This window comes from Nonomuraea sp. NPDC051298, from assembly GCF_055586305.1.
The window spans coordinates 256,782-273,197 of sequence record NZ_JBVJIM010000014.1 but is presented as its reverse complement, the minus strand read 5'-3'; the positions used below and the strand labels follow the sequence as shown (position 1 = coordinate 273,197).

The 16,416-nt window shown below is 70.2% G+C and carries 15 protein-coding genes; 8 read left to right on the top strand and 7 right to left on the bottom strand.

Translation table 11 applies throughout. The features are described from left to right. Nucleotides 1–26: 26 nt before the first annotated feature. A complete protein-coding gene (locus tag ACZ6S0_RS34385; protein ID WP_465923481.1) occupies nt 27–3,182 on the bottom strand; it encodes a S8 family serine peptidase in 3,156 nt (1,051 codons plus the stop codon). 247 nt (nt 3,183–3,429) lie between these two features. Here ACZ6S0_RS34385 and ACZ6S0_RS34380 point away from each other — a divergent pair, with 247 nt between their 5' ends. Then, the gene (locus ACZ6S0_RS34380; protein WP_465923480.1) at nt 3,430–3,954 is read left to right on the top strand and encodes a hypothetical protein; all 525 of its coding nucleotides are present in this window, start codon (nt 3,430–3,432) and stop codon (nt 3,952–3,954) included. A 19-nt stretch (nt 3,955–3,973) separates the two neighbouring features. Here the strand turns inward: ACZ6S0_RS34380 and ACZ6S0_RS34375 are convergent, their stop codons facing one another. From ACZ6S0_RS34375 to ACZ6S0_RS34365, 3 genes are all read right to left on the bottom strand, one after another. Next, a complete protein-coding gene (locus ACZ6S0_RS34375; protein ID WP_465923479.1) occupies nt 3,974–4,798 on the bottom strand; it encodes an NAD(P)H-binding protein in 825 nt (274 codons plus the stop codon). After that, nucleotides 4,795–5,673, bottom strand: coding sequence for an alpha/beta hydrolase (locus ACZ6S0_RS34370; RefSeq protein ID WP_465923478.1), 879 nt, complete (start codon nt 5,671–5,673; stop codon nt 4,795–4,797). Before ACZ6S0_RS34370 ends, ACZ6S0_RS34375 begins: the two co-directional genes overlap by 4 nt. Nucleotides 5,674–5,808: 135 nt before the next feature. Next, entirely contained in the window at nt 5,809–6,234 is a 426-nt protein-coding gene (locus tag ACZ6S0_RS34365) for a nuclear transport factor 2 family protein (protein WP_465923477.1), read from the bottom strand. 217 nt (nt 6,235–6,451) lie between these two features. Here ACZ6S0_RS34365 and ACZ6S0_RS34360 point away from each other — a divergent pair, with 217 nt between their 5' ends. After that, nucleotides 6,452–7,051 (top strand): TIGR03086 family metal-binding protein, encoded by a 600-nt coding sequence (locus tag ACZ6S0_RS34360; RefSeq protein ID WP_465923476.1) that lies wholly within the window; start codon nt 6,452–6,454, stop codon nt 7,049–7,051. Nucleotides 7,052–7,190: 139 nt separating this feature from the next. On the opposite strand, the gene ACZ6S0_RS34355 is transcribed toward ACZ6S0_RS34360, so the two are convergent. Then, complete coding sequence (locus ACZ6S0_RS34355; protein ID WP_465923475.1) at nt 7,191–7,538, bottom strand: VOC family protein; 348 nt, start codon at nt 7,536–7,538, stop codon at nt 7,191–7,193. A 191-nt stretch (nt 7,539–7,729) separates the two neighbouring features. Here ACZ6S0_RS34355 and ACZ6S0_RS34350 point away from each other — a divergent pair, with 191 nt between their 5' ends. Continuing rightward, entirely contained in the window at nt 7,730–8,350 is a 621-nt protein-coding gene (locus tag ACZ6S0_RS34350; RefSeq protein WP_465923474.1) for a hypothetical protein, read from the top strand. Between the two features lie 150 nt (nt 8,351–8,500). After that, entirely contained in the window at nt 8,501–8,986 is a 486-nt protein-coding gene (locus ACZ6S0_RS34345) for a SixA phosphatase family protein (RefSeq protein WP_465923473.1), read from the top strand. Between the two features lie 47 nt (nt 8,987–9,033). On the opposite strand, the gene ACZ6S0_RS34340 is transcribed toward ACZ6S0_RS34345, so the two are convergent. Together ACZ6S0_RS34340 and ACZ6S0_RS34335 are read right to left on the bottom strand one after the other, a co-directional pair. After that, nucleotides 9,034–10,260, bottom strand: coding sequence for an MFS transporter (locus tag ACZ6S0_RS34340; RefSeq protein ID WP_465923472.1), 1,227 nt, complete (start codon nt 10,258–10,260; stop codon nt 9,034–9,036). A gap of 622 nt (nt 10,261–10,882) precedes the next feature. Then, nucleotides 10,883–12,523 (bottom strand): bifunctional metallophosphatase/5'-nucleotidase, encoded by a 1,641-nt coding sequence (locus ACZ6S0_RS34335; protein WP_465923471.1) that lies wholly within the window; start codon nt 12,521–12,523, stop codon nt 10,883–10,885. Between the two features lie 112 nt (nt 12,524–12,635). Here ACZ6S0_RS34335 and ACZ6S0_RS34330 point away from each other — a divergent pair, with 112 nt between their 5' ends. The 4 genes from ACZ6S0_RS34330 to ACZ6S0_RS34315 are packed head-to-tail and all read left to right on the top strand — an operon-like array spanning nt 12,636 to nt 16,416. After that, nucleotides 12,636–13,499, top strand: coding sequence for a MurR/RpiR family transcriptional regulator (locus tag ACZ6S0_RS34330; protein ID WP_465923470.1), 864 nt, complete (start codon nt 12,636–12,638; stop codon nt 13,497–13,499). Between the two features lie 9 nt (nt 13,500–13,508). Then, complete coding sequence (locus ACZ6S0_RS34325; protein WP_465923469.1) at nt 13,509–14,741, top strand: ABC transporter substrate-binding protein; 1,233 nt, start codon at nt 13,509–13,511, stop codon at nt 14,739–14,741. Beyond that, entirely contained in the window at nt 14,732–15,616 is an 885-nt protein-coding gene (locus tag ACZ6S0_RS34320) for a carbohydrate ABC transporter permease (RefSeq protein WP_465923468.1), read from the top strand. The genes ACZ6S0_RS34325 and ACZ6S0_RS34320 overlap by 10 nt, the downstream gene beginning before the upstream one ends. Then, the gene (locus tag ACZ6S0_RS34315) at nt 15,613–16,416 is read left to right on the top strand and encodes a carbohydrate ABC transporter permease (protein ID WP_465923467.1); all 804 of its coding nucleotides are present in this window, start codon (nt 15,613–15,615) and stop codon (nt 16,414–16,416) included. Before ACZ6S0_RS34320 ends, ACZ6S0_RS34315 begins: the two co-directional genes overlap by 4 nt.

Sequence of the window (16,416 nt, the reverse complement as noted above, 5' to 3'; positions counted from 1 at the left end):
CTGGGTGCCGTCCCACCAGCAGGGGGTCATCCGATCGCGTAGGCGCGGCGGATGGTCTGGGTCACGGTGTCGCCGTTGCCGTCGGTGGCGGTCGCGCGCAGCGACACGTGTCCGGCGGCGTCCGGGTTGGCGACGCGTGCCGTCCAGCCCGCGCGGGTGGCCTTCACGGGGACGGCGGTCCAGGTGGCGCCGTCATCGGTGGAGGTCTCCAGGCGGAGGTCCCGTACGGTGGCGTCGGCGGCGCCGGGGTTGCGTTCGGTCCAGATCGGGAGCGTGGTGGTGGATCCCGGCTCGGCGCGGTTGAGGTCGTCGAGCCCCTGGGGGGCGAAGCGGACCGCGGTGAGGGGGAGCGCCTGCGCCTCGGCGGTGCGCTCGGAGCGGAACGTCCAGGTCGCCTCGACGGAGGTGGACAAGACGGAGGCGCGGGTGCCGGTCGCGGTCAGCGTGTACGTGGCCGCCTCGGCCGGGAGCGTGGCCCCCAGCGCGCACCGGTCCGGATCCCACAGGTCGCACCCCGTGTGGTCCTTCCTGGCGAGCACCTGGTCGCCCTTGGCGAGCGTGATGGCGACGGCGGCGGTGGCGTCCGTGCCGATCCGGTTCCTGCTTCCGTCGGAGAACAGCCTGGTGGCGTTGAACGTCAGCGCGTCGCCCTCGCGCCGGCCGCCGGCGGTGGCGAACGACGGGCCGCTCACCGCGGCGTTCCACGTGTGGCGCGTGTGACCGGGGTCGACGCGCGTGCCCGTGTCCTCCAGTCCGGTGCTGCCGGACTCGACGGTGGTCCGCCAGGTGAATCCGGGCGTCCGGTACTGGATCAGCGTGCCCGGCATCGGGAGGTCCCGGGTCAGGGTGCCCAGTGACCACCAGTCGCCCGGCAGCCGGTAGGCCAGGTACTGCTTGCCGGTCGTGGCCGTGCCGGAGCCCTTGTAGGTGGTGGTCACCTTGGCGAGGTCCTTGGTCCTGGCCGCGTAGGTGGGGTCCTCGGGGATCCCTCCGGTCCGCCGGTCGACGAGGTCGTAGCGGTAGGGGCTCGGTGTCGCGTCCCGCTTGTGCCAGAGGGACCTGGTCTGCAGGGTCAGCCCCGGCTGCTTCGTCGGGATGAGGTAGAACTTGTCCGGTGTCCGCCCGAAGGCGAGCCAGCCGCCGCTCCACCCGCCGTGGGACAGGATGAGCTCGAACTCGTTCGCGGGGGCGGCCGTGGGTTCGTCGAGCGAGACCTTGACCTGGTTGCCGAGCCGGGCGTCGACGTTCGCCGCCACGCCCTGGGCGACCTTCACCGGCTGGTGGGCGGTGGTCGAGTAGGGCGACTCGTGGACGGTCAGGTACAGGTACCACTCGCCTGCCGGGAGCCGGACGCTGCCCGATCCTTTCTCGACGAGCGCCATGCGCGTGTCGCCCGCGGCGTTGTAGACGTGGCCGAGGGCTGAGGCGGGAGCGCCGCTTCTGCCGACGACCTTGATGGGCACGTCGTACGACTCGGGCTCGACGTAGGCGGTGGCGACGGTGCGGACGGTCTGGTCGCCGGCCTTGGCGGTGATGACTCCAGGGTGGTCACCGGGCGCCCTGGCGGCGGCGTCGATCGTGACGGTGACCGTGGTGCTGCCCTTGGCGGGGATCTCGACGCGCTGGGCGGAGACGCGCAGCGCCTCGCCCTCGACGGTGAGGTCGAGGGTGACGGGGGCGTCCCCGGAGTTGGTGTAGGTGACCTCGCGGGTCACCTCGCGTTCGGCCGGTCCGCCGTACGGGAAGGCGGCGTGGAGGTTGGCCGGGTCGGCCACGACCTGCTGGGCCACGGCGCGAACGAGGTCGACGCGTCCGGCGCCCTGGTCGAAGACCGTGGCGTCGGGCTGGGGGGCGGCGCTGCCGGTGAGGGCGGCCTTGAGCTGGCGGCCGGTCCAGTCCGGGTGCTGCTGGGCGAGGATCGCCGCCGCCCCGGCCACGTGCGGTGTCGCCATGGAGGTGCCGGAGTGGGCGACGTGCGGGCCGTTGGCCGTGCCCTTGGCGGCCGCCGCCGTGATGGCCACTCCGGGTGCGGTCACGTCCGGCTTGATCGCGTGGTCGTAGGCCCGCGGGCCCCGGCTGGAGAAGTCGGCCATCTTGTCGGTCTTGTCGACCGCGCCGACCGTCAGCGCCGCGTCGGCGCTGCCCGGACTGGCGACGCCCGCCTCCCCGTCGTTGCCCGCCGCGACGACGAACAGGGCGCCGGTCTGCTCCGACAGCGTGTTGACGGCCTGCTCGACCGGGTCGACGCCAGGGGAGTCGAATCCGCCCAGGCTCATATTGATGATCTTCGCCTTGACCTCGGCCGCCGCCCATTGCATGCCCGCCAGCAGCGCGGATTCGGTGAACCCCTGGGTGCCGAGCTTGCCGACGGCCAGCCTGGCGCCGGGTGCCACGCCTCGGTACCGCTCGTCGGCTCCCGCGATGGTGGCGGCCACGTGGGTGCCGTGGCCGAGATTGTCTGTCGTATCCGGTTCGTCGGAGAAGTTTTGTGCCTGGGTGACCACGCCCTGGAGGTCGGGGTGGTCGGCGTCGTAGCCCGAGTCGAGCACCGCCACGGTGACGCCCGCGCCGGTGAGGCCCTGCTGCCAGGCTTGCGGGGCGCCGATCTGCCGGACGCTCTGGTCGAGGGTGAACGAGCGTTTCCCGTCGAGCCAGATCTTCGACTTGCCTGACGCGAGGGTCTGGGCGCCGCCGACCACGTTCTTCCAGGTCGCCGCGGCGTCGGCCTTCGGGACCGTCATGGTGGCCAGGCCCAGCCCGGCCAGTGGCCTGACCTGCTTCGCGCCGCTGAGCGTGGCCGCCTCCCCTGAGGCGGACTGGACGATCAGCGGGATCGCGGGCTGTCGTGCGTCCCCGTAGCTCCACTTCAGGAGCTGGGTGACGTTGAACAGCCGCTCGTCGAGCAGCCCCTGCGCCAGCAGCGGCAGGGCGTCGGACGGCACGACGTGCAGATCCCCCTCACGCCTGGTCACGTCGAACGACACCTCGCGCTGAGTGCCGGGCTCGACGTGGTAGCCGCCGCCGGTGAGGGTGACCCGGTCGCCGGTCAGCAGGGTCACCGTCCCCGAAACGGGCGCATCGGCCTCGACTGCCGCCCCCGCGGCCGGCGCGGCGCCGGTGAGGGCGCCCGCGCCCATCGAGACCGCCATCGCGGCGGCGAGGACACCGTTGTGTAATCTCATGCGTTCTCCCCGTGTACGCTTTCGACACCGAGGCCCGGTCGCGGTTGTGACGGCCGGTTGGCGGCACAGCCTGAACGGGCACGCCCGGCACCATAATACGTTTAACGAAGCATGGTCAACCCTTCCGGCTCGCCGTGGTGACCGTCCGCCCGCCGATCGGCGGCAAATCCCCACACGCCATCCCGACTCCCTCTAAAGTGATCCAGTCAAGATCAAGATCCAGTCGAGATCACGGAGAGGGAGCACCATGAAGCAGACGACCGCGTTACGAGCCGGCGGCTCAGCGCTTGTGCTGGCGCTGATGGGAGGTGCCGCGCCGGTAGCTCTCGCACCCGCCGCGCTCGCCGAGGGGAAGGCGACGCTCGGGCCGTACGGCTACGGGAACCTGAAGCTCGGCATGACCGCCACGAAAGCCAAGGCGACCGGGAGAATCGTCCACAAACCTGACGGCGACTCCGCCCGGTGCACGGGGTGGGACCTCAAGGAGAACCCGTACGACGAGTACCGGGTGGGGATGTACATCTCCAAGAAGCACGGCGTGGCCATGATCGTCGCACCACCCGGGCTCAAGACGCCGCAGGGCATCAGCCTCGGGTCCACCAACGCCCAACTGAAGGCCGCCTACCCCAACCTGCGCCGCGGCCCGGGTGGCTACCCCGCCGCCACCGTGCCGGGCAACAAGAAGGCGTTCTACCTCTTCTACGTGTCCGCCAAGAACAAGGTCGAAGGGCTGAGCCTGGTCCTCGCCAAGCAGGACTGCGTCCGTTACTAGCGTCCGTTGCCGGCGCCCGTCACCGGGAGAAGGCGGCGCGGTGGGCGACGGCCCACTGGTGGAAGGTCCGCGGCGGCGTCCCCGTCACCTCCTCCACGGTCGGATAGAGCTGGGACTCGTCGAGGGTTCCCGCGCCGTAGAAGCTGAGGAACGCGTGGATGTACCTCTCCGGCATCTGCTGACCGGCCATGTCGGCCCGGGCCTCCTCGTCGGACAGCGCGTGGAAGCGCAGGTCACGACCGAGCACCTTGGCCAGCACGGCCAGCCGCTGCGCGGGCAGCAGCCGTTCGGGGCCGCTCAGCGGGTGGACGCGTCCCTCGTGACCGGGATCCAGCAGGGCGCGTACGGCCACGGCCGCGATGTCGTACGGATCGATGGAGGCGATCGGCACGTCACCGAAGGCGTCGCGCACGACGTCGCCCGCGCGCAGTTGCGGCAGCCAGCGCAGCGCGTTGGACATGAGCGCGTTGGGCCGCAGGAACGTCCAGGCCAGCCCGGACTCGCGGACGGCCGTCTCCGAGTCGATCATGTACTCCGAGACCGCGTTGCGGGTGTCGGTGGCGACCGTGGCCAGGCTGGACAGCAGCACCACCCGTTCCACCCCGGCCTGCCGCATCCGGGCGAGCAGCCCCGGCATGTCCCGGTAGCCGGGCAGCAGGAACACCCCGCGTACGCCGCGGAGGGCCGCGTCGAGCGACTCCGGCCGGTCGAGGTCGCCGACGACCTGCTCCACGGGCAGGTCGGCGGGCCGGCGCACCAGCGCGCGCGCCTTCTCCCCCGCGCGGACGAGCGCCTGGACGACCTCGCCGCCGGCGTTGCCGGTGGCTCCCGTGACGAGGATCATCGCAGCGTCCTGCCGAAGTGCGCCGCCACGGTGTCGACGGCGACGGTGACCTGGGGCTCGGTGTCGTAGAAGTCGAACTGGGTGCCCTGCGTCCAGTAGATGTCGCCGGGGCCGGCGAGTCCGGCGTGGAAGCGGCGGGCGCCGTCCGGGATGGCGGCGTCCTCGCTGTGCACGATCAGGGTGGGCTGGGTGATCCGCGGGGCCAGGGCGATGGAGTCGTAGGTGAGCCAGTCGGGCCAGGCCATGACGGCGTACCTGTTGGGCCAGGCGGGGATACCGCCGCGGGCCGGGTTGAGGTAGAAGTCGATGTCGTACGGCATGGCCGCGCGCGGGTCGCTGCCGGAGACGACCGGCACGTAGTCGATCTCGCCCGTCTCGTCGTAGCGCGACCGAGCCTCCCGCCCGAGCTTGATCTTCTCGGCGACCGCCTCGGCGCCGCCGTAGGCGACCTCGCAGATGGCCGGGTCGTGCAGCCACGGGGCGACCAGGGCCAGCGACTTGACGCGGGGGTCGTGGGCGGTGTTGTCGGCCATGTACATCGCCGCCGCGCAGATGCCCAGCGCGCCCAGCCGACCGCCGTCGACCGCGGGGTGATCGGCCAGGAAGGTCAGCGCGTTGTGGATGTCGCGTACCTTCCTGGCCGGCGACTCGACGTCCCGCGGCCGGCCCGCGGACTCGCCGAACCCGGTGAAGTCGAACGACAGGGCCGCGTAGCCGCGCTGGGCCAGGCGCCTGGCGTAGCGGTCGGCCATCAGCTCCTTGACGCTGGTCCAGGTGCCCGCCACCACCACGCCCGGGGCCCGCTCCCGCCCCTCGGGCAGGTACAGGTCGCCGGTGAGGGTCACGCCGTCGCTGTCGAAGGTGACCTTGTTCATGCGTACTCCAGAGTTGCCTTGGTGATCAAATCGTTGGTGACGTCGAAGCTGTGGCCGGCGCGGAAACCGCCTGCGCCACCGTGCTGGAAGCGGACCGGCACTGGGCGGCCGACGTGCCGGTGGTCGTCCGGGTTCTCACGGCATGAGTCCCCGGTTGCCGTCGCCCCAGGTCGCGGTCATCACCACGCCGGTGATCCGCCAGCCGTCGCCGGTGCGTACGAGGTCGAAGCGGTAGGTGCCGCCCAGCGTCCACAACGAACCGCCGTACGGCTCGGCCTTGCGGTGCGTGGCCTGGAAGGACGCGGTGCACACCGCGGTGTCGCCGTCGATGGCGACCAGATGGTTGCCCAGCAGGTGCTGGGTGGCCGCGAAGCCGCCGAGCACGCTCTGCCAGGCGGCGACGATCTGCGCCGGGGTGAGGGTGGCGGGCTCGCCGCCGTTGAGGCTGGTGTAGTCGAGGGTCACCTCGTCGGCGAACACCGAGCCGAGACGGTCCCATTCGCGCTGGTCGGCGTGCCAGGCCATACGTGTGCAGGTGTCGATGACGTCCAAACGATCCATGCGCCACAGCATGGCGGCCAGGAACGGCGCCAGGCAGGTGGAGGAGTTGCAGACCCGGTTGCAGCATCATGCAACGCCCCCGCGCCACGAGCCGCTGGACTGAAGTACGGCGGATGATCCGCGCCGATCACGGTTCGGGCGGGGACCGATGACTTCTTCGATTCCGGGGAGTCAACACGGCGGAGACACGAGAAGGCCCTGAAGGAGAGGAACCGTCATGCCCGCGATCGATCTCGAGTCCGCCGCCCGTGAAGTGGTACGCCTGCTGGACGGCGTGACCGAGGACCGGATGGACGACCCGACCCCGTGCGCCGGCACCTCGGTCGCCGGGTTGCTCGACCATGTGATGGGGCTGACCCTGGCGTTCACCTGGGCGGCCAGGAAGTCCGCGCCGGAGGGGGAAGCCCCGCGTCCGGGGATCGGGAGCGCCGCGCGGCTCGACCCGCACTGGCGCGCGCTGCTCCCGCGGCGGCTCGACGAACTGGTGGCGGCCTGGCGCGACCCGGCCGCCTGGGAGGGGACGGCCGAGGCCGGCGGCGTGACGCTGCCGGCCGAGCAGATGGCCGTGGTCGCGCTGGACGAACTCGTCCTGCACGGCTGGGACCTGGCCCGCGCGACCGGCCAGTCGTTCGCGTGCAGCCCGGCCGACACGGAGGCCGTCCTCGCGTTCACCACCGAGTCGGCGCGTCCGGAGGAGGCCGCCGGGAGGGAGGGGCTCTTCGGGCCGGTGGTCGAGGTGCCCGAGAGCGCCCCCGCGTTCGACCGCGCGCTCGGCCTCGCCGGACGCGACCCCGCGTGGACGCCGGAATCGGCGTGAGCCAGCGCCGCCCGGCAGCCGATGGCAGAAGGCGGAGTTGACACGCAGCCGGGCAGGGCGACGGTGGCCGATTGCCGAAGTGGCCCGTTCGCCGCGGCTCCGAGTGGCCGCTGGGCCGGTTGGCGAAGTGGCGCGCTCGCTACAGCTCCGAGTAGACGCTGAGCCGATTGCCGTCCGGGTCGCTGAACTCGAAGTAGTCCACCGCGCCCTCGACGTGCTCCAGCGGCCCGACCGGCACCCCGAGCCCGGCCAGCCGGGCATGCTCCTTGGCCGCGTCGCCCACTCCGAACCGGGGCACGATCTCGGCACCGCTGCGATCCGTTTCATCGACACCCAGTTGCAGCCACACCGGGCCGACCTGGAACTCCACCACGCCCTCAGCCGGCTCAAGATCCGGGCCGCCCAGGTCGAAAACCTGCCCGTACCACTCCATCGCACGCGCCAGATCGCTTACCGGAAGCCCGATCGTCACACCCGCAATCTCCATGTCGCACATCCTGCCAGACCCGCTGGAAGACCCGTAGCCGTTACCTGGCTCCCCTTGCTGATTCATAACCCGAATTCCAGCTATATGCACATCTCTGGGGAATCCACTAATCGCGATATCGACGTCCTTGTCGGCTGTGGCTTCGTGCGATCTGGCCGCATGAGATCCCAGTAATCATGCATGATGGCGACATGCCACCCAATTCCGCGATCAGGCAGGCCAAGCGCCGCCGTATCGCCATCTACGTGACTTTAATGGCGGTGACCGCCATCGCGGCCGCCGTACTGGTCGCCCCCAACATCTCTTTGGGGGAGTCCACCGTGAGCGACCCGCAAGGGACGGAACAATTTGTCGCGGAGTGGCGTCGCGGGGCCGTTCTCGGCTACACCTCCGGTAGCGCGGTCGGACATGTGTGCGCGTTGCTCGCCGGCCTGCTGGTGGGGCGGTGGAGCGTGCGCAGGGCGCGCCGAGCCGATCTCGCCACCGCGTTGCTCGCCGGTGCGGGGCTGGGGGCGACCGAACTGGCGGTGTCGTCGTGGCTGGCGACACCTCTCCTGTACGAGCGCTCGGGCTTCCCCGGGACGGGGGATCCGGCGGAGGACTGGGTCGTCGACCCGAGCCTGCACCATGACTTCAACGTCGTCGCCGCCATGGCGCTGGTCTTCGTCATGTTCCTGGTCGCCGCCGGCGCCGGGTTCTGGATGGCTCACCGGGCGCGGTGGCTCGGAGTGGCCTTGACCACGGTGTTCGCGGTCGTCGTTCCTGTCGCCCTCTTCTTCGTGACGGTCATCGCGCTGGTCCCGGACTTTTGAGTCGGGTCCGGGTGAGCGGTGTAAGGGCACTCCGCACGGGTTCATGAACGGCTCGCGCGGGCATCACCTCCCCGAAGTATCTCTATGTGGTCATATAGCTACCGAGGGTAGGAAATGATGGTGATGGACACGCCCCGACGGATCGTTCTGATGCGTCATGCCAAGGCCGACTGGAACGACGGGGCCGACCACGAGCGGCCCCTGGCCGACCGCGGCCGCAAGGACGCGCCCGCCGCCGGACGATGGCTGGCCGGATCGGGCATCAACCTGGACCTCGCACTCGTCACCACCGCCGCACGCGGGCGGGAGACCTGGAAGCTGGTGGCGGCCGAACTGCCGCGGCGTCCCAGGACCGTCTATGACGAGCGGCTGTACGAGACCGGACTGGGCGAGCTGATCGCCCTGATCAACGAGACCCCCGACGACGTCGGCGACCTCGTCGTGCTCGGCGGCAACCCCGGCATCCACGCCGCGGCCGACGCCCTGGCCCTCGAAGCGGAGGGAGACCTGCCGGCCAGGATGAACCGTTCCGGCTTCCCCACCGCCGCGATCGCGGTCCTGACCTTCACCGGGTCCTGGAAGGCCGTGGAGCACGGGACGGCCGAACTGGTCGCCTTCTGGGCCCCGCACCCCTGATCGGCCGAAGGCCGCCTGGCCTGCGCTTCTGGCGGTCGCCCGCGTGCTCAGCTCGGCGGGCGCGTCCCGCGCAGCCGGGCCATCCCGGGGACGAGGAGCAGGCACGGCGGGATCACCAGTACGAGTGCCGCCGCGCCCATGAGGACGGCGTGGTTTCCGGCCAGGGCCGCCAGCGGCCCGGTGACCGCCTGACCGAACGGCATGAGGCCGAACGTGGCGAGCCAGGCCAGCGAGGTGACCCGTCCGATCAACTGGTCGGGCACCTCCCGATACATCGCGACGTCCCAGCAGAGGGCATAGGTCTCCACGCCGAAGCCGGCCACGAGGTAGCAGCAGAAGAGCACCCAGACCGAAGGAGCGTACAGCAGGCCGAGAGGCACGAGGGCGTACGACGCCATCGAGCACATGGCCACGATCCCCGGGCGGCGCGGCTGCCACGCCATCATCGTGACGCTGCTGATCAGCCCGCCGGCGCCGTAGCACGCCAGGGCCGTGCCGTACGCCGTGAAGGACCCGAACGCGTCCCGGCTCAGCACGGGCAGCAGCACCTGGCTGGGCGCGATCACGAACATGAGGCTGACCGGGGAGAACAGGAGCAGGCCCGCCAGCCACGGCCGGCGAGCGGCGTCGGCGACTCCCGCAGTCGCCTCCTTGAGCAGGGAACGGCGGGCGACCGGCGTCCACGACGGCTCCGCGACCCGCCGGAAGGTGAGCGCGCCGGCCGCGAACAACAGCGCTGCCAGCACGAAGGCGAGGACCGCGCCGCCGCCCGCGAGCAGCGTGCCGGTCACCGGGCCGGCGATCACCCCTGTCCGGGTGCAGAGGTTGACCAGGGCGCGGCCGGACACCCGCCGGTCTTCGTCGAGCGTCCCGGCCAGGATGGCGTTCAGGGCGGGCCGGATGAACGCCTCCGCCGCGCCGACCACGAACAGGACCACCGCCAGCAGCCACACCACAGGACTGCGGCCCGCCACGACGATGGGGACGCCCGCCGCGACGGCGTCCACGGCGAGCATGACGGTCAGGATCCGCCGTCGCGGCAGGCGATCGGACCAGACTCCTCCGACCAGGAGCAGGCACAGCGAAGCGATGCCCTTGGCCGCGAGCACGACACCGACCACGCCCGCATCACCCCCGGCGCTGAGCACCGAGACGGTGACGGCGACCGCGAGGACCTGCTCGCCCATCACGAACGCGATCTGCGCCGACGCGATCAGCCGGAAGGCGGGATTCCGCAGCGCCGTCACATCGACGCGGAGCGGCACGAGTCGCACGCGGTCAGCCCCTCAACTTCCCTGGGCACGGGGTCGCACGAGGTCGGCCGTCCGCCTTCCCCGGGTTGGCGCACGCGCCCGACCAGCGCCGACACGCAGGCCGGACGCCCAGGCGTAACCGCGACTCACCCGGCTCCAGCACCTCGACCACCGCCATCGCGTGAGCACCCCTCTCCGCTCGACCGCCCCGCCCCTCCACGATCGCCCCTGGCCCCGCGCGTGGCACCCTCTCATCGCCCACAGCGGAACGTCTTCGCCCACGGCGCAAGCACGCGGCTCTCACCGGCACTCGAAACCCGACGCCCGGCTCAAGCGCGACAAGCATCAGGAGTTCGGCCATCAGGAGTTCGGCCGAGAAGAAGACGGCGCCGATGCATGCTGACCGAGCCAGGTCAGGCACGTGGAATGCTGGTTCGCCGAACTGGCGACCAAGCAGCTACGACGCGGCGTGCGCAAGACGGTGCAGGCGCTGGAGAAGGACTTCCGCACCTGGATCGCGTCCTGGAACGAGGACCCGCTTTACCGGCCCCGACCGCGCGAACCTGGGGCGGAGGACGCCGACCGTGAGTCGTGCGCGCCGTCGCCGGCGTCCTCCGTCATCGTTGCGTCACTCGGCGAACGGTCAGTTCACCCGGGTGACCCGGCCCATGGCCGGGACCTGCAGCGGGCTCTTCGCCCGGATGTAGGACTCGAAGGCCTCGATGTCGCGTACCTTCTCCACCCGGTCGGTGCCCTCGGTCAGCAGGGAGAAGCTGTCGCCGCCGGTCGCGATGAAGGAATTGGCGGTCAGACGGTACTTCGCGGCCGGATCGACGACGGTCCCGTTGAGCTTGATGGTGGCCGGGTCGATCTTGTCGCAGGCGGGCTTGGCGTTGTCGTAGGTGTAGGTGAGCCCCTGGGAGATGCCGAGCACGCGGGCGGTGCTCTGGCCGCACCACTGCTGCTCCAGCAGCCGCTCCAACTGGGTGCCGGTGAGCGTCATGGTGACGAGCATGTTGCTGAAGGGTTGCACGCGCAGCGCCTTGCCGTACGTCACCAGGTTCGACATCTCGTTGCCGGTGGGGTTGACGATCAGGTCTCCGCCGATGCCGCCGCCGTAGGGCGGCTGGATCGCGATCTGGGCGCCGCCCTTCTCCGGGGCGGCCGTGGCGAAGAGCCGGGCGTCGGCCAGGGCGTGGGCGATGGTGGACTCGCCGGCGGCGTTGCGCTGGGCGGTGAGGTCGCGGTTGAGCGTGCCGATGGGTCGGTCCAGCAGCTTCTGGCCCTGCTCGTCGGTCTTGCGGCGCAGGGCGGCGATCTGGCCGTCCGGCTTGATGTCGTGGGTGACGGTGATGTTCTCGGCCTTGGAACCGGTCGGGTTGCCGCTCGCCCGGTCGACGGTGAGGACGATCTTGGTGAGTTCGCGCGTGTGGGCCGAGGTCTGGGTGACGGGGATGCCGTTGATCACGCAGTTGTACGGGTTGTGGGTGTGCCCGGAGATCACGGCGTCGACCTCGGGGTCGAACTTCTGCACGATGTCCTTGATCGGCCCGGCCAGGTTGTTGCACTGATCAGGCAGGCCGCCGCCGGTCTGGCCGCCGCCCTGGTGGATCAGGACCACGACGGTCCGGACGCCCTTGGCCTTGAGCTCGGCCGTGTAGGTGTTGACCGCCTCGGCCTCGTCGCGCCCTTCCAGTGGCGCGGTCGGGCCGGGGGCCTCCTTCAGCGTGTTCTTGTAGCTGACGCCGATGATGCCCACCTTGACGCCCTTGACCTCTTTGACGATGTAGGGCGCCATCGCGGGCTTGCCGGTGGTGGTGTCGACGATGTTGGCGCCCAGGTACGGGAAGTCCGCGCCCTTGAAGTTCGGCAGCGCGCACCCGTCGATCGGGTGGCAGCCGCCGTTCTCCATCCGGCGGAACTCGGCCAGGCCCTCGTCGAACTCGTGGTTGCCGACGCTGGAGGCGTCCAGGCGCATCAGGTTGAGCGCCTGGATGCCCGGCTCGTCGTGCAGGGCGGTGGCGTTCATGGTGCTGGAGGAGATGTTGTCGCCGGCCGACAGCCGCAGCGTGCCACTGGGGTTGTCGCGCTGGAGCCGGTCCAGGTGGGCGGCCAGGTACTCGGCGCCGCCCGCCGGGACCGTCCCGGACGGCGTCGCGGCGAAGCTGGTCGGGAAGCCCGAGTGGAAGTCGTTGAAGGCCAGTAACTGGATGTCCACCGTGTCGGCACGGGTGGGGAGGAGGCTGGCGCTCCCGAGCACCAGCGCGAGGAGGAGGTTGCGCATGGCCTTGAAAGTGACATGCTCCCATCGGATCGCGCAAGAGGGTAATTTTCTAACATTCGATGTCCAATGTGAACTATTGACATAACTGCCGGAAGGCGGGAGGGTTCCTCCCATGTCACCGATCCTGGCCCGAATCCGGGGGGTCGAGCCCACCCTCACCGCGACCCACCGGCGCATCGCCGAGACGATCCTCGCGGAGCCCGCCGCCGTGGCCGCCTCGACCATCGGCGAGCTGGCAGAGCGGTGCGGCACCTCCCTCACCACCGTCACCCGCTTCTGCCGCGAGCTGGGCCTGGCCGGCTACCCCGAGCTGAGGCTGGCGCTGGCGGCCGAACTCGGCCGCAACGACGCCACCCCGCGCGAGCAGAGCCTGATCGCCTTCTCTCCCGACGACCCCGCGAGCCTGGTGCTGCGCAGCCTCCTGGCCAGCGACATGCGGGCGATGGAGGAGACGGCGGCCCAGCTCGACATCGAGGCGGTGGACCAGGCGGTCTCCGCCCTGGTGAACGCCAGGTTCATCGACTTCTTCGCGGTCGCCGGCAGCGCCGGCGTGGCCATGGACCTGCACCTGCGGCTGCACGCCGTCGGCCGGCCGTGCGCATTATGGACCGACGTGCACAGCGCGGTCTGCAGCGCCAACGCCCGCGACGGCCAGGACGTGGCGCTCGGCATCTCCCACTCGGGCACCACGGCCGAGGTGGTCGAGCCGCTGACCATCGCCAGGGAACGTGGTGCCACCACGATCGCGGTCACCAACTTCCCCCGTAGCCCGCTGGCCGAGGCCGCCGACATCGTCCTCACCACCGCCGCGCAGGACACCCCCTTCCGCGCGGGCGGGGTGGCCGCGCGCCACACCCAGATGCTGGTTCTGGACTGCCTCTACATCGGCGTCGTCCAGCGCACCCACGAGACCAGCAACCAACTGCTGACCGCCGCCACCGAAGCCGTCGCCAAGCACCGCCTCCCCCCACGCTAGGAGCCCCTCATGCGCCTCGCCGCCGCTCTCGCCCTGGCGATAGCCGTCACCGCCTGTGCCCCTTCGGCCACCACCCGCGCCAGTCAGGGCAAGGTCACCCTCTCGGTCTGGGGGTGGGGTCCCGAGGCCAACTACGACAAGATGTTCGCCGAGTACGAGAAGCTTCACCCCGGCGTCGACGTCGACGCCCGCTCCTTCACCACCTCCACCGAGTACGACACGATCCTGTCCACCGGCCTGGCCGGCGACAGCGGGCCCGACCTGGCCTGGCTGCGTGCCGGACCCCAGTTGCAGCCGCTCGTCGAGGCGGGACGGCTGCTCCCGCTCGACGCCAAGGACGTGCCCGGCCTGGCGAACTTCGACGCGGGCGTCCTGCGCGCCGCCAAGGGCGACAAGGACGGCCAGGTGTACGGCGTGCCGTTCGCCCTGCAGACCCTGCAGGTGGTCTACAACAAAAAGATCTTCGCGGACAACGGGCTCACCCCGCCGAAAACCTACGACGAGATGATCTCCGCCGCCGAGAAGCTCAAGGCCAAGGGCATCATCCCGTTCGCCTTCGGCGGCAAGGACGACTGGATGCTGCCGATCGTGGCGAGCATCTTCGGCACCGCCCGCTGGGGCGGCGACGAGTTCACCGCCGCAGTCAAGGCCAAGCAGAAGAAGTTCGCCGACCCGCGCTTCGTCGAGGGCATCGACCAGCTCAACAAGCTCAAGCCGTACTTCCCCGAGAACGTCGCCGGGGTCTCCTACACCGACGCGCAGATCCTGTTCTCCTCCGGCAAGGCGGCCATGTTCCCCGGCGGCCTGTGGGAGCTGAACTTCTTCACCGAGAACGCCAAGGACGTCGAGCTGGGCGTCTTCACGCCGCCCGTGCCGGAGGGCCAGGGCCTCATGCCCGGATTCACCGACGGCTCCTACGGCGTCAACGTCAAGACCAGGCACAAGGCCGAGGCGCTGAAGTTCGCCGCCTGGCTGGCCTCCAAGGACTACGGCCAGCTCTACACCGACACCTTGCGCACCTTCTCCGCCGTGCCCGGCGTCACGCCCAAGGACCCGCTGCTCGGCGAGGTGGCCACCACCTTCGACCAGCACGGCGCGACGTACTTCATGAACGAGTTCGCCTACGGCAACCCCTCCTCGTCCGCCGTGTTCTCCAAGGCGCTGCAGGAGATGCTGCTGGGCCGCATCACCGCCAAGGAAGCGGCGGAGCGGCTGGACAAGAGCGTGTCCGCATGGCTCTAGGCACGCGGCGGGGATCGTCGTACCTGTTCCTGATCCCCGCTTTCCTCCTCTACTCGGCCTTCGTGGTCTACCCGCTGTTCACCGGCCTGTCCTACAGCTTCTTCTCCTGGAAGGGCACGCTGCGCGACGACTTCGTCGGGATGGACAACTACGCCGGTCTGCTGTCGGGCACGTTCCTCGACCAGTTGCTGCCGGCGCTGGGGCACAACTTCCTGTTGTTCGCGGGCAGCATGCTGGTGCAGAACACGCTGGGTCTGGCCTTCGCGGTCGCGCTGTCCCGGGTACGGCGCGGCAAGCGGGCCCTGCAGACCATGTTCGCCCTGCCGTACCTCGTCAATCCCCTGGTCATCGGCTACCTGTGGACCCTGCTGCTCAGCCCCACCTTCGGCCCGGTCAACGCGCTGCTCAAGCCGCTCGGCCTGGCGATGCCGTGGCTGGGCGACCCGGAAACCGCGCTGCCGACCGTCATCTTGATCACCACCTGGCAGTGGGTGGGCTTTCCGATGCTGCTGTTCAGCGCCGCCCTCGGCGGCATCCCTCAGGAGTACGGCGAGGCGGCCAGGACCGACGGCGCCAGTTCCTGGCAGGTGTTCTGGCGCATCACGCTGCCGCTGCTCAAGCCGGCCATGGCGACCGTCACCATCCTCAGCTTCATCGGCAGCATGGGCACCTTCGCCCTGGTCTACGCGCTCAGCGGCTCCAACGGCGCCCCCGCGGGCGCGACGGACGTGCTCGGCCTGCTGTTCTACCGGACCGCCTTCGCCTCGGGCGACGTCAACGCGCTGGGCACCTCCTCGGCGCTGGCGGTCTTCATGTTCACCTTCATCTTCGGCTCGACGCTGCTGCTCGAGCGGGTCCTGAGGAGGAAGGCGTGAGAGCGCTCGGAATCAAGATCCTCCTCTGGGGCTACGCGGCTTTCTCCATGGCGCCGCTGGTCGTCATGGTGCTCAGCTCGCTCCGGCCCACCAGCGAGATCTTCGACCAGCCGCTCGGCCGGCCCACCGGCTTCGGCAACTACGTCAAGGCGTGGACGGACGCCTCCTTCTCCACCTACGTGGTCAACTCGGCGGTCGTCGTGGTGTGCGCGGTGCTGCTGGGCGCGGTGGTCTCGCTGCTGGCGGCGTACCCGCTGGGCCGTAGGGAGTTCCGGGGCCGCGGCGTGTTCGCCGCCTACTTCATCTCCGGCATGACGTTGCCCGCCCATCTCGGCGTACTGCCGCTGTTCTACCTGCTGGAGGGCATGGGGCTGGTGGACTCGCTGACCGGGCTGGTGCTGGTCTACGCGGCCGGTTCTGTCCCGTTCAACGTCTTCGTGCTGACCGCCTTCTTCCGCCAGTTGCCGCACGAACTGGACGAGGCCGCGGCACTGGACGGCGCCGGGCCGTTCGCGACCTTCTGGCACGTGATGCTGCCGCTGGTCCGGCCCGCGCTCGCGACCGTGGTGGTCTTCCAGTTCGTACCGATATGGAATGACTTCTTCTATCCCCTGGTCCTGATGCGGGATGAGAGCAAGCTGACCCTGCCGGTCGGTCTCACCCACTTCTTCGGCCAGTTCCAGAACGACTGGGGGACGCTCTTCGCCGGCCTGGTGATGACGACGATCCCGCTGGTCGTGCTCTTCGTCCTGGCCACACGCCAGATCGTCGCCGGCCTGACCGCCGGCATGAACCGTTGA